Here is a 12,682-nt window from a genome sequence, read left to right on the forward strand (position 1 = left end):
GTTCTGGTCTATACCTGTTGTGTTGCGGCGCATTGGTCAAGTGCAGGCCAGCCCTTTCGGGACAAAATTTGTCGGAAAATCCGACCTGTTGGGCAGGTTTGTGCCGCAGCGTCCTTTTTAACGTTGTGCGGCGGCTTGGATCAACGCGGGTTCAGGCCCGATGTCAGATATTTTATTTGCATCACGCCACAGCGGAATATCTGTCGCATTGAACCCATACCAAAACAGGCCCGCAATGATGATTGCCAAGGCAAGGATCAGCGCAGCAAGGCTGCCAAAACCGCATTTTTCCTGTCCATTGTCTGACATGCCAACCTCACTTTCTTTGTATCGGGACATCTGTTTGAGGGCGCGGATCACGACCGGACGGTCTGGCGCCCTGCCCCGTCACACAGATCAAACGCCATAGAGAGACATTCGGTTCCATCACAATCTCCCTGCGCGAATTCCGAAAGGCGCGGCGATAGCTCTTCGAATTGGCCATACGGTCACACCTACGTCATTTGGGGTTTCCCGCGCCCCACCGTCCCGCTAAACCTTCGGCCAACACAAAGATGGATGGACCTCATGGTTTTCTGGATTATCGCCCTCGTTATCGCCCTACTGGCCACCGCCCCGTTGGTGTTGGCCTTTCGCCGTGCCCGTGGGCTGGGGCGTCTCGACACCACCAAGGCCGAGGTCGAAATCGGGGTCTACCGCGACCAGTTGTCCGAAGTGGACCGCGATTTGGAACGGGGTGTGATGTCGCCCGAAGACGCCAAGCGCGCAAAGCTCGAAATCTCGCGTCGCTTGCTTGACGCCGATACCGCGCGCGGCAAGGCCGACACAACCAAGGGCCAAGCCTCTCTGATTGGTGCCATCGCGCTTGGGGCCGTGATCATTGGTGGTGGTCTGTGGCTGTATAGTGATCTCGGCGCCCCCTCCTACGAAGACCTGCCAATCGAGCGCCGCTATGACATCGCCGCCGAAAATCGCGCCAATCGAATGCCGCAGGTCGAGGCAGAGGCCCAAGCCCGCCCGATCGCCGCTCTCCAAGAGCCCGATCCGCGCCATATGGAATTGCTGACACAACTGCGCGAGGCCTTGACCGAGCGCCCTGATGATCTGCAAGGCTACAAACTTCTGGCGCGCAACGAGGCCGTGGTAGGCAACTACCGCGAAGCCTATACCGCGCAACAAGAGGTAATCCGCATCAAAGGCGACGCCGCCACCGCCGACGATTACGCCGACCTCGCCGATATGATGATTTTGGCAGCGGGCGGATTTGTATCGCCCGAAGCGGAAACCGCTCTGAGCAAAGCTCTATCACGCGATCCGCAAAATGGTCCGGCTATTTACTACACGGGATTGATGTTCGCCCAAACGGGGCGACCTGACATGACCTTCCGCCTGTGGAACGGCTTGCTGTCATCGTCCGCGCCCGATGCGCCGTGGGTTCCCGCCATTCGCGGCCAGATCGAAGCCGTGGCACAAGCCGCAGGTGTGCGCTACACCCTGCCCCCGCTCTCTGATGGTTCAACGCTCAAAGGCCCAAGTGCCGCCGATGTGGAAAACGCCGCAGACATGACACCTGAAGAACGCCAAGAGATGATCCGCGGCATGGTCGACGGCCTGTCCGCACGTCTGGCCAATGAGGGCGGCACCGCCGAGGAATGGTCGCGTCTGATCTCCTCGCTTGCCATGTTGGGCGAAACCGACCGCGCGACGGCCATCTGGAAAGAAGCGCAAGTGATTTTCGGAGCCACACCCGAAGCCATGGCCATTGTGCGCGATGGAGCCGTCAAAGCAGGCATCGTCAAATGAGTGCGGAAATCTTCGATGACATCGCCGCGTTCAAAGCGGTCCTGCCGCCGATGCGTGCCCTTGCGGGATTGGATTTTGGCGACAAAACCATCGGCGTGGCGATCTCGGATCGTTTGCTGACCGTCTCCTCTCCGACCGACACCATTCGTCGCAAGAAATTTGGCGTCGATGCGGAAAGCCTGCTCAAACTGTTAAACGCGCGTGAGGTGGGCGGCATTGTCCTCGGCCTGCCGCGCAATATGGACGGTTCTGAGGGCCCACGCTGTCAAAAGACCCGCGCCTTTGCCCGCAATCTGGCACAACTCACCACATTGCCGATCACCTTCTGGGATGAACGCCTGTCCTCCGTTGCCGCCGAACGAGCCATGTTGGAAGCCGATATGTCGCGCAGCAAACGGGCCGAGAAAATCGACCAAGTGGCCGCAGGCGTGATCCTTCAGGGCGCGCTTGATCGCCTCAGGAACGTGTGATGAGCGAGGATGACAGCCGCACAGTCTGGACGCGTGACGAAGTGGAAAGCCCCTGCACCAATGTCTGTCAGATTGATCCCGACACCCGCCTGTGTCTGGGCTGCGCCCGCTCGATAGATGAAATCGGCGCATGGGGCAGTCTGAGCCCTGAAGCCCGCCGTTTGATCATGGATGATCTACCCAACCGTCAGGTCAGCACAGGCAAACGCAAAGGCGGCCGCGCAGCCCGCCTCAAACGCAAAGCCCCCTAAGCCTCAGCCCATCAACGCCTTGCGCAGCATATTGAGGGCGACGAGGATCAAGAACCCGCCAAAGACGCGCTTAAGCGGCTTGGGGTCCATCGCATGGGCAATTTTCGCCCCGATGGGGGCTGTGATCAGCGTCATAGAGACCACCACCAGAAACGCCGCAACATTCACCGCGCCGACGGTAAAGGGTGGCGTGATGTCAGCGGGCAGATCCGCGAACAAAAAGCCGATCACGGAGGGCACGGCAATAATGGCCCCGAAGCCCGCCGCAGTGGCCACGGCACGGTGGATCGGCACGCCGTAAAGCGTCATGGTCGGCACCCCGAAAGAGCCGCCACCAATGCCCATGAGTACCGACATAAACCCGATGAACGGAGCCACCAAGGCTCGCATCACGCCCTTGGGCATCTCGGTGCCCAACCGCCATGCTGCATTGCCAAAGGCCATGTAAAGCCCGATGAAAATACCGACGCTGCCAAAGATCATGATCAGCGTGTCGGACCGCAGGCTTGAGGCGACGAGCACACCGACAATTGCGCCAAGCACAATACCGGGCGCGAAACTCTTGAGGATTGGCCACTCGACCGCACCCTTTTTGTGGTGCGAGGACACAGAACGGATCGAGGTGACGATGATCGTGGCCAATGAGGTGGCCAAGCAAATCTGCATCAACTGCGGGCTGTCATACCCAAGCCCCGAAAAGGCGTAGTAGAACGCAGGTACAAGCACGATGCCACCGCCGACGCCCAAAAGCCCCGCAAGCACGCCTGCAAAGGCGCCGATTGCCGCGATCATCGCCGCAAAGGGCAAAATTGTTGCAATGTCCATCCCGCACACCCCTTGTTCACTTCCCTCTTCCATAAAGGCACATCTCGGTCTTGACCAGATAGACAAATGCAGGTCCAAGGGGACAAAATGCACATGCTGCCAAAGATCACTAAAGTGACACGCGCAGCAGCTTTCGGAGAAACGCAATGACCCCACTAATGCGCAGCGCCATCGTGCTTGGGCTTTTGTCCGCCGTTGGTCCCTTTGCCATCGATATGTTCTTGCCCGCCCTGCCCGCGATTGCCGCCGATCTGAATGCGACCGTGGCAAGCACACAAGGCACGATTACCTTCTACTTCATCGCCTTTGGTCTCACGCAAATGATTTACGGGCCGTGGTCGGACCAAGTGGGCCGCAAACGTCCGCTTTATGTCGGTCTGTCGTTGTTTTTTGTGGCCTCGGTGTTGGCGGCAATGGCCCCCAACATCAACATGCTGATCTTGGCGCGTGTCGGTCAGGGGCTTGGCGCCGCCTCGCTCATGGTGGTCACACGAGCGATCATCCGCGATCAATACACGGGCTATGAGGCCACAAAGCTGATGGGGCTGATCATGCTCGTCTTCTCCGTCTCGCCAATGTTTGCGCCGCTCTCGGGGGCTGCCCTCATCACCGTTACAGGATGGCGCGGCATTTTCGCGGGCATGGCCGTGGCTGCCGTGGTTGCCATGCTCGTCACCGCGATTTGGCAGGCCGAAACTCTACCCAAAGAACACCGCGTGCCTGTGCATCTCAAAACCATGGGGCGTGGCATCCGCACCTTGATGCGCGACCCTGTGTTTATGGGGCTGACCTTTGTGGGCGGGTTTGGCATGTCGGCGTTCTTTATTTTTATCGCCTCCGCATCCTTTGTCTATGTCGAAACCTTCGGCCTCACGCCAACCCAGTTTTCCTTGGCCTTTACCGTCAATGCAATGGGCTTTATCGGCGCATCCCAAGCCGCCGCTCCCCTGATGCAAAAACACGGCGCGCTTAAGATCATCCTGCTGGGCGTCGGCGGGTTTGCCGTCTCGATGTGCGCGCTGATGGCGCTGGCGCTGATGGGGCTTGCAAGTTTTCCCGTGATCCTCGTCGGACTGATCGCAGGCTTTGGCTTTATGGGTCTGGTGATCCCGACCACGATGGTCGCCGCCCTTGATCCGCATGGAGAGATCGCAGGATTGGCCTCGTCGCTGGGCGGGACGCTTCAAATGGTGGCAGGCGGCATTATGGTTGCGGCCTCTGGTCCGTTCTTTGACGGCACGCCGACCCCAATGATCGGCGCAATGACCGTCTGTTCACTTATCACGCTTGGGCTGCTTTTGGTGATTTTGCCCCGCGCCCGCCGCATTATGGCTGCGGGCTAGGCGCGGGTTCGTCGTCAAGCGTTAGGCGCTCACATCGACCACCACACGGCCCTTTACGCCACCTTTGAGGATCGCAGCCCCCAAATCGGGCAGATCGCTCAGGGTGGCGTCTTGGACCATGTCGTGCAATTTGGCGAGCGGAAGATCTTTGGCAATCCGCGCCCAAGCCCGTTTGCGATTTTCGATCGGCTGCATCACGGAATCAATGCCGAGCAGGTTCACACCGCGCAGCAAAAACGGCACAACAGTCGCGGGCAATGCTGCCCCGCCCGCCAAACCGACAGCAGAAACAGACGCACCGTATTTCATCTGCCCCAACACACGCGCAAGCATTGCGCCGCCTACAGCATCGACGCAGCCCGCCCATGTCTCACTCTCCAAAGGACGCTTGACGGTCTCGTTGATCTCATCACGAGGCACGATGGTCGCGGCCCCTAGGGATTTGAGGTAATCCCCCTGTTCGGGGCGCCCTGTCACAGCGGCGACCTCATATCCGAGATTGGCAAGGATCGCAGTCGCCACAGAGCCAACACCACCCGCAGCGCCCGTCACCAGAACGGGGCCTTTGTCGGGGGTCAGACCGTGATCCTCGAGCGCCATGACCGCGAGCATGGCGGTAAACCCTGCGGTGCCCACCGCCATTGCATCGCGTGGGCTCAATCCGTCGGGCAGCGGAACAAGCCATTCCGCCTTGACGCGGGCCTTTTCAGCATATCCGCCCCAACGGTTCTCGCCGACACGCCATCCCGTCAGCACGACCTTATCGCCCGCCGCGAACCGCGGATCGTCCGACGCCTCAACCGTACCTGCAAAATCAATGCCCGGCACATGCGGGTAATTGCGCACAAGTCCGCCGCCCTTTGGCGACAGGCACAGCCCGTCTTTGTAGTTGAGCGTGGAATACTCCACCGCGACCGTCACATCGCCCTCAGGCATCAATGCCTCGTCGACATCTTTGATCTGCGCCTCGGCCAAACCCTCGGCGTTTTGCTCCATGACCAATGCCCGCATACTTGCTCTCCAATGCTATGGCGGCGCGATTCTTCAACGCCGCAAATGACAGGGATCGCCCCCTACTTGCGCGGAGCGACGATTCTCTTCATAAATGTCTGACAATTAAATTCAGGGATCAAGCCTAAATGTCTGACAATTCAAAATCGGCCTCAAACCCCGATCTGTCCACCCGAATTGCCGACGCCCTGCGCGCCGATATTTTGGCGGGACAGTTCACCGATGATGACCGCCTGCCTTCAGAGGCAGAGCTGTGTGACAAGCATGGCGTGTCCCGCTCCACCGTACGCGAGGCGCTCAAACGCTTGGCCGCGCAAAACCTGATCCGCACACGACGCGGGGCGACTGGCGGGGCCTTTGTGAACCGTATCAGTTTTGAGCAGGCCTACGGCGAGATCGCAGGCCGAGCGACAATGTTGTTGAGCCTCAACGACGTGGATTTCACCACCGCCTGCCAAGCGCGGTTTGCCTTGGAGCGCGGCTGCGCACAGTTAAGCGCCCAAAACCACACACCCGCACAGTTGGACGAGATGCGTGCGCAAATCATGCGCCAACAACAGGCCAATTTGAGTGACGAGGACTTCTGTGCCTCCGACGTCGCCTTTCACCGCGCCTTTGTCGATGCTGCACAAAACCCTGTCCTGTCATGGACGCTGGCGGCCGCCGTTGAAGGTATGCAGCCACTGATGAACATGATCACCTACCGTCAGCGAGACCGCGAGGCGATTGTTGAACTGCATACCGCACTTCTTAATGCTGTCGAAAATCGCGACGGTAGGCGCGCTGAGGCAACTATCAACGCATTGTGCGCGCAAACGATTGCCCATGCCAAAGCCGCTCAACGAGCCAAACGCGACCATCACACCCTTGTAAACCGCGCGCAGAGCACCTAAATAATCGGTGTCGGGCAACCGACTATGAACATAAACGCGCTCGTAATAAGCGGATCGGACCCGGGGGCGGTACCCGGCGTCTCCACCAATCATTCCCGTCTGGGCTCTCATTTGGGGCCGATGCGGGGCACATGGGGACGAAATAGGATCGACGGACGTCTAAAGGGGTTTGCTTTGTTTCGGTGAGTTACCACCGTTATCGGTACACAAAAGCTAGTTGCAAATGACAACAAAGCTCCAATGGCTCTCGCAGCGTAAGCTGTGCGAAACATTGAAACCTAACTCCTTAGGTTTAGCGACTTAAGGCGGGGTTCGCAGGTACCTGGCAACAGAAACCTGCACTTCACATTCCCCACACATGCTCACCTGTCGCAGCTGCGTTCACCACTCGTTTACGCAACATCGCTACAACTGCCCCAGAGATCACTCATTTGGGACAATCGACATGGCAAGTGCAGCCGAATTATATCAAGCCTTCTATGACCGCGTTTGGGTCAATGGCGACATTGAGGCCATCGACGAATTTCTGGCAAAAGACACCTCATCCAAAGGCCTGTTGACCGACTTTTCCGCAAACGCCCAAGACGTCAAAGAACTGGTCTTTGCCGCGCGGGCGCTTCTGGTTGGAATCGAATGCGCGATTGATGTCTCGGTGGATGCTGATCCGTGGTATTGGGCCCATGTGACCATCACAGGTCGCGACGCAACCACCATGCGCACGATCTCGATCTCGGGCCAAGTCATGGGCCGCATGGACAATGGAGCCCTCGTCGAAGTCTATAATACGTTCGACCTATTGAGCTTTTTTGAAAGTTTGGGATCGCTACCTGAAAATGCCACCGCCCTTATGCTGTCAGGCACGAAATTCAATTAGCGGGCGGCCTCAAACTATTGTCCGCAGACATGCAACATCCGCTTTCGCGCGTCTAACCTCTTCCCTTCACTCTAGAATCCCCTATGCTGCAACCAGACGGTTTCACAGAGGACGACATGAAATGGGAAAAAGCATCGATTACGGCAATCTGATGCACGACGCGATGCGTGGACTAATCCGTAAAGTTCTTGACGGAGTTAAAGCCAATGGATTGCCGGGAGATCACCATTTCTTCATTACATTCGACACCATGCACCCCGATGTCGAACTGGCGGACTGGCTATCTGATCGCTATCCCGAAGAAATGACCGTCGTCATCCAGCACTGGTTCGACAACCTCGACGTGACCGATGACGGATTTGCCATCACCCTCAACTTTGGCGACAATCCTGAACCGTTGTATATTCCCTATGATGCAATCCGCACCTTTGTGGACCCGTCGGTGGAATTTGGCCTGCGGTTCGAGACACAAGAGATCGACGCCGACGAGATGGAGGAGGACGATGACGCCCTCTCTCCCACTGAAGCCGAGATTACCCCGCTCGAAAAAGCTGGTGCGGATAAACCTGAGGGTGGCCCCAAACCCAACAAAGAGGCCGAAATCGTCTCTCTGGACAAATTTCGCAAATAACACGAGAGCGCGGCGAGGCACATAGACGCGTTTTCAAGCGCTCTCACGCCCCGCGACGCTTAGTTCCTTCAAATCAAACACAGCTTTAGCGCAAACACTCAGGTGTATGCGTTGGTATACATTGCATTGGCACCCCTGACCGCGTATAGCCAGACCCAAGATTTTGGCACCATCAAGGGAGAGAGCCCCGATGACGAATACCCGTACAGAAACCGACAGCTTTGGTCCGCTTGAGGTTCCCGCAGACAAGTATTGGGGCGCGCAAACGCAGCGCTCGATCCAGAACTTCCCGATTGGATGGGAAAAACAGCCCGTCCCGATCATCCGCGCCCTCGGTGTGGTCAAAAAAGCCTGTGCAATGGCCAACAAGACGCTCGGCACATTGAAGCCCGAACTCGCAGATGCCATCATCGCAGCGGCAGGCGAAGTGATCGACGGCAAATTCGACGACAACTTCCCCCTCGTGGTCTGGCAGACAGGATCGGGCACCCAGTCCAACATGAACGCCAACGAGGTAATCTCCAACCGCGCGATTGAAATGCTCGGCGGCGAAATGGCGTCCAAAACGCCCGTCCACCCCAACGACCACTGCAACATGGGCCAGTCGTCAAACGACACCTTCCCGACCGCGATGCACGTCGCCATCGGGTTGCAGGCCCGCGATGTCTTGCTTCCCGGCCTGAACAAACTGGCCTCAGCTCTCGAAGAGAAGTCCGAAAAGTTCAAAGATATCATCAAGATCGGTCGCACCCATACGCAGGATGCAACGCCGCTCACACTCGGACAGGAATTCTCCGGCTACGCCCATCAGGTGCGCAAGGGCATCGCCCGCGTCGAGGCCTGCCTCGGGGATATTTACGAATTGGCTCAAGGCGGCACGGCTGTCGGTACGGGGCTGAACACGCAAAAAGGCTGGGCCGAGATGGTCGCCGCCAATATGGCCGAGATCACCGACCTGCCCTTTGTGACCGCTCCGAACAAATTTGAAGCCCTCGCGGCACACGACGCAATGGTGATGTTCTCCGGCGCTCTCAACACGGTCGCCGCCTCATTGTTCAAGATCGCCAACGACATCCGCTTGCTCGGCTCCGGCCCGCGCTGTGGCTTGGGCGAACTGATCTTGCCCGAAAACGAGCCGGGCTCCTCAATCATGCCGGGCAAAGTGAACCCGACACAGGCCGAGGCGCTCACAATGGTCTGCGCTCATGTCATGGGCAACAACGCCGCCGTTGGCATCGCAGGCAGCCAAGGTCATTTCGAGTTGAACGTCTACAACCCGATGATGTCCTATAACGTCTTGCAATCTATGCAGCTTTTGGGCGACAGTGCCTCGGCGTTCACTGACAACATGGTGGCTGGGATCGAGGCCAATGAGCCCCGTATCGAGAAATTGCTGCACGAGTCCTTGATGCTCGTTACGGCCCTTGCGCCTACCATCGGCTACGACAACGCCACCAAGGTGGCCAAGACGGCGCATAAAAACGGCACCACACTCAAACAAGAAGCCATCGCACTCGGCTTTGTCGACGAGGCCACTTTTGACGCGGTTGTCCGGCCCGAAAAAATGATCGGGCCGAAGTCCTAACGGGTGTTCGGTGCGCTATGAAAGAAACGACAACAGGGCGGCCTTCGGGTCGCCCTTTTATTTGACACTTTATTAACAAGAGCCTTCGTGGTAATATTCTACCCCATGAGTACATCATCATCGTCAAACGTTACAAATCTCAATCAATTTCGCAAAAAAAAGGCCCTCGCGGAAAAACGCGCCGCGGCGGATAGAAACGCAGTCAAATTCGGACTGTCCAAAGTTCAAAAGCACGTCGAGGCCTTTGAAGCGGCCAAAGCCAAATCCGTTTTGGATGGCGCAAAGACGGACGCCTGCAACGACACAAAACCCACCGCAATGCGCGACGCCAAAGCGGATAAGACAGACGATACTCCCACCGATGAGGCAAACGACGACCATGACAGCCCGCCCCGTTAAGCGCTCTCTCACGCTGCATGGCCACCGCACATCTGTGTCGCTCGAAGACCCGTTTTGGCGGGCCTTTCGCGAGATCGCGGAGAGACAGAACAAGCCAATCAACGTGCTTGCGGCGCAGATCGACGAGACCCGTGGTGTTGACGCAGGACTGGCCTCAGCGATCCGTGTTTACGTCTTGGATTATTATCAGAACGCCGCCCAATTGGAGAGCTGAGACACGCCCGCTAAGCGTAGGGACGCTTTAATCGCGCCCTGCCCCAAACGCCCCTCAATCACCGCCATCGGATCTTTCGCGGCTTGACGCAACAGCGGCATTTGCATCATCGCGTCCAACATGGGCGCGCGGGCGGCTTTGCTCAGGCCACGCAGGTTTTGCGCCCCCCAACGGGCCTTCTCCACAGTCTCTTTCGCCAAGGCCGCAACAGCCTCGGGACGCCCGTCGATCAACGGTGTGCGACCGTGTTCTTGCAACGCAGGGATCGCGGCAAAATACCGCGCCAAAGCCCCTGCGAATCCTAATCTATTCAGAGCCTTAGCATGAGTTTCGTCCGCACCGAGCAATCGCGCAGCCACATGCATCGGGATCACATAAGTGGCATGGAGATAGCGGTGGAACTCCGCCTCATCCTCATGCGGATCGCTATAAATATCCCACTGACGCGCAGTCACGGCCTCGTCGAGCGCCAAGGCAGCCGCATCATCCAGCACAGCAGCCAAAGGTGCCGCAACTTCATGGGCCCGCGGGGCTTTGCGTTCCCTGATTTCGGTTAGGACATCACGCCAGAACTGCAATCGCATCTCCGCGATCATGCTCTCTTTCGTCACCCACGGGGCCTTGGCCACCTCAAGACAAAAGGCATGGATCGGGAACAACACGGCACGCGCCTCCACAGGTGCGGCCATCGTGGTGCGAAACCGCTGCGGATCGGTTTTCTCGACCAATTCGGCACAGGCAGTCACACTCATGCGGCCCCCACGGGCGTTGCCCCGTCGCGCACCAATTTCCACAAAATGGCATCAAGCAGAGCCTCGAAAGAGGCATCTATGATGTTGGACGAGACCCCGACGGTCGACCAGCGTCGCCCCTGCCCGTCCTCATGGTCGATGATGACACGGGTTTGCGCGGCGGTGCCGCCTTGGGTGATGCGCACCTTGTAGTCCACCAATTCGATGTCGTCGATCAGCGCCTGATAGGGTCCGAGATCCTTCATCAGGGCACGGGCGAGCGCGTTCACGGGCCCTGCGTCCTTGCCGTGGGAATCAAGACTGTCGGAGACCGCGAGGGTCTTTTCGCCGCCGATCTTTGTGACCACAACAGCCTCGGAGAGCGACACCATTTTGTTGCGCTTGTTCTTGCGGCGCTCGACGGTGACGCGGTAGCGTTTGACCTCGAAGTAGTTCGGCAACAGCCCCAATTCGCGCCGCGCCTCCAACTCGAATGACGCCTGTGCGCTGTCGTAGGCATAGCCTTCGCTCTCGCGATCCTTAATACGGTCGAGAATGCGGCCCAGATCGGTTTTATCCGAAATCTCCAAACCCATATCCGAGAGCCGCCTGCGCAGGTTGCTTTGCCCCGCTTGGTTCGACATCGGCACGATCCGCGCGTTGCCCACGACCTCAGGCACGATGTGTTCATAGGTGGTCGGGTCTTTGAGAATGGCCGAGGCATGCAGGCCCGCTTTGTGCGCAAAGGCCGATGCCCCCACATAGGGAGCGGCGCGCTGCGGCACGCGGTTGAGGATATCGTCGAGCGTGCGCGAGGTTTTGACCAACCCCGACAAAGCCTGTTCCGTCACGCCCGTTTGCAGCGTCGACCGATACGGCTCTTTGAGCAGGAGCGTCGGGATCAGGGTGATCAGGTTGGCATTGCCACAGCGTTCGCCCAAGCCGTTGAGCGTGCCCTGCACCTGACGTGCGCCCGCATCAATCGCGGCCAGTGAATTGGCCACGGCATTGCCCGTATCGTCATGGGTATGGATACCCAGATGATCGCCGGGGATACCGCTTTCGATCACCTTACGGGTGATGTCATGGACCTCTTGGGGCAAGGCGCCGCCATTGGTGTCGCACAGCACGATCCACCGCGCGCCCGCATTGTAAGCGGCGTGCAGGCATTTGAGCGCGTAGTCGGGATTGGCCTTGTACCCGTCAAAGAAATGCTCGGCGTCAAACAGCGCCTCGCGCCCCTGCGCCACGATATATTCAAACGACCGCGCGATGTTGTCGAGGTTCTCGTCGAGGGTAAACCCGAGCGCCGTGGTGACGTGGAAATCATGGGTTTTGCCGACCAGACACACGGCCTTCGTCCCTGCGTTCAACACGCCCGCAAGCACATCGTCGTTCTCCGCCGAACGGCCCGCGCGTTTGGTCATGCCGAAGGCAAGGAATGTCGCATCGACTTTCGGTGGCGCGTCGAAAAATTCGGTGTCGGTCGGGTTGGCACCGGGCCAACCACCCTCGATGTAATCCACCCCAAGCGCGTCGAGCGCATGGGCAATCTGGTGCTTTTCCTCGGTGGAGAACTGCACGCCTTGGGTCTGCTGCCCGTCGCGCAAAGTGGTGTCGAAGATGTAGAGGCGGTCTTTATTTACGGACAT

General features: G+C 58.4%; 15 protein-coding genes and 1 other RNA gene. 11 read left to right on the forward strand and 5 right to left on the reverse strand.

The window, feature by feature from the left end; all coding sequences use genetic code 11:
* Window positions 1-117: 117 nt before the first annotated feature.
* Complete coding sequence (locus ACN0TS_RS00255) at window positions 118-309, reverse strand: hypothetical protein (RefSeq protein ID WP_417257315.1); 192 nt, start codon at window positions 307-309, stop codon at window positions 118-120.
* A 258-nt stretch (window positions 310-567) separates the two neighbouring features.
* Between ACN0TS_RS00255 and ccmI the strand changes: the two genes are divergently transcribed.
* From ccmI to ACN0TS_RS00270, 3 genes are read left to right on the forward strand one after another with little or no spacing between them, the layout of a single operon-like run.
* On the forward strand, window positions 568-1,803 hold the full coding sequence (ccmI, locus tag ACN0TS_RS00260; protein ID WP_417257316.1) for a c-type cytochrome biogenesis protein CcmI: 1,236 nt from the start codon (window positions 568-570) through the stop codon (window positions 1,801-1,803).
* Entirely contained in the window at window positions 1,800-2,273 is a 474-nt protein-coding gene (gene ruvX / locus ACN0TS_RS00265) for a Holliday junction resolvase RuvX (RefSeq protein WP_417257317.1), read from the forward strand. The genes ccmI and ruvX overlap by 4 nt, the downstream gene beginning before the upstream one ends.
* A complete protein-coding gene (locus ACN0TS_RS00270; protein ID WP_417257318.1) occupies window positions 2,273-2,524 on the forward strand; it encodes a DUF1289 domain-containing protein in 252 nt (83 codons plus the stop codon). The genes ruvX and ACN0TS_RS00270 overlap by 1 nt, the downstream gene beginning before the upstream one ends.
* Before the next feature lie 3 nt (window positions 2,525-2,527).
* On the opposite strand, the gene ACN0TS_RS00275 is transcribed toward ACN0TS_RS00270, so the two are convergent.
* Window positions 2,528-3,349 (reverse strand): sulfite exporter TauE/SafE family protein, encoded by an 822-nt coding sequence (locus ACN0TS_RS00275; RefSeq protein WP_417257319.1) that lies wholly within the window; start codon window positions 3,347-3,349, stop codon window positions 2,528-2,530.
* Between the two features lie 146 nt (window positions 3,350-3,495).
* On the opposite strand from ACN0TS_RS00275, the gene ACN0TS_RS00280 reads away from it, so the two are divergent.
* The gene (locus ACN0TS_RS00280; RefSeq protein WP_417257320.1) at window positions 3,496-4,692 is read left to right on the forward strand and encodes a multidrug effflux MFS transporter; all 1,197 of its coding nucleotides are present in this window, start codon (window positions 3,496-3,498) and stop codon (window positions 4,690-4,692) included.
* 21 nt (window positions 4,693-4,713) lie between these two features.
* On the opposite strand, the gene ACN0TS_RS00285 is transcribed toward ACN0TS_RS00280, so the two are convergent.
* Entirely contained in the window at window positions 4,714-5,703 is a 990-nt protein-coding gene (locus tag ACN0TS_RS00285; protein ID WP_417257321.1) for an MDR family oxidoreductase, read from the reverse strand.
* Between the two features lie 128 nt (window positions 5,704-5,831).
* Between ACN0TS_RS00285 and ACN0TS_RS00290 the strand changes: the two genes are divergently transcribed.
* The 7 genes from ACN0TS_RS00290 to ACN0TS_RS00320 all read left to right on the forward strand — a co-directional run bounded on the left by ACN0TS_RS00290 (window position 5,832) and on the right by ACN0TS_RS00320 (window position 10,299).
* Window positions 5,832-6,596 (forward strand): FadR/GntR family transcriptional regulator, encoded by a 765-nt coding sequence (locus ACN0TS_RS00290; protein WP_417257322.1) that lies wholly within the window; start codon window positions 5,832-5,834, stop codon window positions 6,594-6,596.
* Window positions 6,567-6,939, forward strand: a transfer-messenger RNA (tmRNA) gene (gene ssrA / locus ACN0TS_RS00295). Before ACN0TS_RS00290 ends, ssrA begins: the two co-directional genes overlap by 30 nt.
* A gap of 102 nt (window positions 6,940-7,041) precedes the next feature.
* Window positions 7,042-7,470 (forward strand): hypothetical protein, encoded by a 429-nt coding sequence (locus tag ACN0TS_RS00300; RefSeq protein WP_417257323.1) that lies wholly within the window; start codon window positions 7,042-7,044, stop codon window positions 7,468-7,470.
* A gap of 121 nt (window positions 7,471-7,591) precedes the next feature.
* On the forward strand, window positions 7,592-8,101 hold the full coding sequence (locus tag ACN0TS_RS00305; protein ID WP_417257324.1) for an SspB family protein: 510 nt from the start codon (window positions 7,592-7,594) through the stop codon (window positions 8,099-8,101).
* Between the two features lie 190 nt (window positions 8,102-8,291).
* Window positions 8,292-9,686: a class II fumarate hydratase gene (fumC, locus tag ACN0TS_RS00310; protein WP_417257325.1), complete on the forward strand. Its 1,395-nt coding sequence runs from the start codon at window positions 8,292-8,294 to the stop codon at window positions 9,684-9,686.
* A 105-nt stretch (window positions 9,687-9,791) separates the two neighbouring features.
* Window positions 9,792-10,085 carry a DUF4169 family protein gene (locus ACN0TS_RS00315; RefSeq protein ID WP_417257326.1) on the forward strand — a complete coding sequence of 98 codons (294 nt, stop codon included), beginning with the start codon at window positions 9,792-9,794 and terminating at the stop codon, window positions 10,083-10,085.
* Window positions 10,066-10,299, forward strand: coding sequence for a ribbon-helix-helix domain-containing protein (locus ACN0TS_RS00320; protein WP_417257327.1), 234 nt, complete (start codon window positions 10,066-10,068; stop codon window positions 10,297-10,299). Before ACN0TS_RS00315 ends, ACN0TS_RS00320 begins: the two co-directional genes overlap by 20 nt.
* Here ACN0TS_RS00320 and ACN0TS_RS00325 read toward each other — a convergent pair.
* Window positions 10,272-11,051 carry a squalene/phytoene synthase family protein gene (locus ACN0TS_RS00325; RefSeq protein WP_417257328.1) on the reverse strand — a complete coding sequence of 260 codons (780 nt, stop codon included), beginning with the start codon at window positions 11,049-11,051 and terminating at the stop codon, window positions 10,272-10,274. The genes ACN0TS_RS00320 and ACN0TS_RS00325 overlap by 28 nt on opposite strands.
* A complete protein-coding gene (gene cimA / locus ACN0TS_RS00330) occupies window positions 11,048-12,682 on the reverse strand; it encodes a citramalate synthase (protein WP_417257329.1) in 1,635 nt (544 codons plus the stop codon). Before cimA ends, ACN0TS_RS00325 begins: the two co-directional genes overlap by 4 nt.

Source organism: Celeribacter sp., assembly GCF_048266405.1.
Lineage (GTDB): Bacteria > Pseudomonadota > Alphaproteobacteria > Rhodobacterales > Rhodobacteraceae > Celeribacter.

Bases quoted from the DNA above. Each gene is read 5' to 3' on its own strand.
- ACN0TS_RS00255 (WP_417257315.1), bottom strand. From the start codon at position 309: ATGTCAGACAATGGACAGGAAAAATGCGGTTTTGGCAGCCTTGCTGCG.
- ccmI (WP_417257316.1), top strand. From the start codon at position 568: ATGGTTTTCTGGATTATCGCCCTCGTTATCGCCCTACTGGCCACCGCC.
- ruvX (WP_417257317.1), top strand. From the start codon at position 1,800: ATGAGTGCGGAAATCTTCGATGACATCGCCGCGTTCAAAGCGGTCCTG.
- ACN0TS_RS00270 (WP_417257318.1), top strand. From the start codon at position 2,273: ATGAGCGAGGATGACAGCCGCACAGTCTGGACGCGTGACGAAGTGGAA.
- ACN0TS_RS00275 (WP_417257319.1), bottom strand. From the start codon at position 3,349: ATGGACATTGCAACAATTTTGCCCTTTGCGGCGATGATCGCGGCAATC.
- ACN0TS_RS00280 (WP_417257320.1), top strand. From the start codon at position 3,496: ATGACCCCACTAATGCGCAGCGCCATCGTGCTTGGGCTTTTGTCCGCC.
- ACN0TS_RS00285 (WP_417257321.1), bottom strand. From the start codon at position 5,703: ATGCGGGCATTGGTCATGGAGCAAAACGCCGAGGGTTTGGCCGAGGCG.
- ACN0TS_RS00290 (WP_417257322.1), top strand. From the start codon at position 5,832: ATGTCTGACAATTCAAAATCGGCCTCAAACCCCGATCTGTCCACCCGA.
- ACN0TS_RS00300 (WP_417257323.1), top strand. From the start codon at position 7,042: ATGGCAAGTGCAGCCGAATTATATCAAGCCTTCTATGACCGCGTTTGG.
- ACN0TS_RS00305 (WP_417257324.1), top strand. From the start codon at position 7,592: ATGGGAAAAAGCATCGATTACGGCAATCTGATGCACGACGCGATGCGT.
- fumC (WP_417257325.1), top strand. From the start codon at position 8,292: ATGACGAATACCCGTACAGAAACCGACAGCTTTGGTCCGCTTGAGGTT.
- ACN0TS_RS00315 (WP_417257326.1), top strand. From the start codon at position 9,792: ATGAGTACATCATCATCGTCAAACGTTACAAATCTCAATCAATTTCGC.
- ACN0TS_RS00320 (WP_417257327.1), top strand. From the start codon at position 10,066: ATGACAGCCCGCCCCGTTAAGCGCTCTCTCACGCTGCATGGCCACCGC.
- ACN0TS_RS00325 (WP_417257328.1), bottom strand. From the start codon at position 11,051: ATGAGTGTGACTGCCTGTGCCGAATTGGTCGAGAAAACCGATCCGCAG.
- cimA (WP_417257329.1), bottom strand. From the start codon at position 12,682: ATGTCCGTAAATAAAGACCGCCTCTACATCTTCGACACCACTTTGCGC.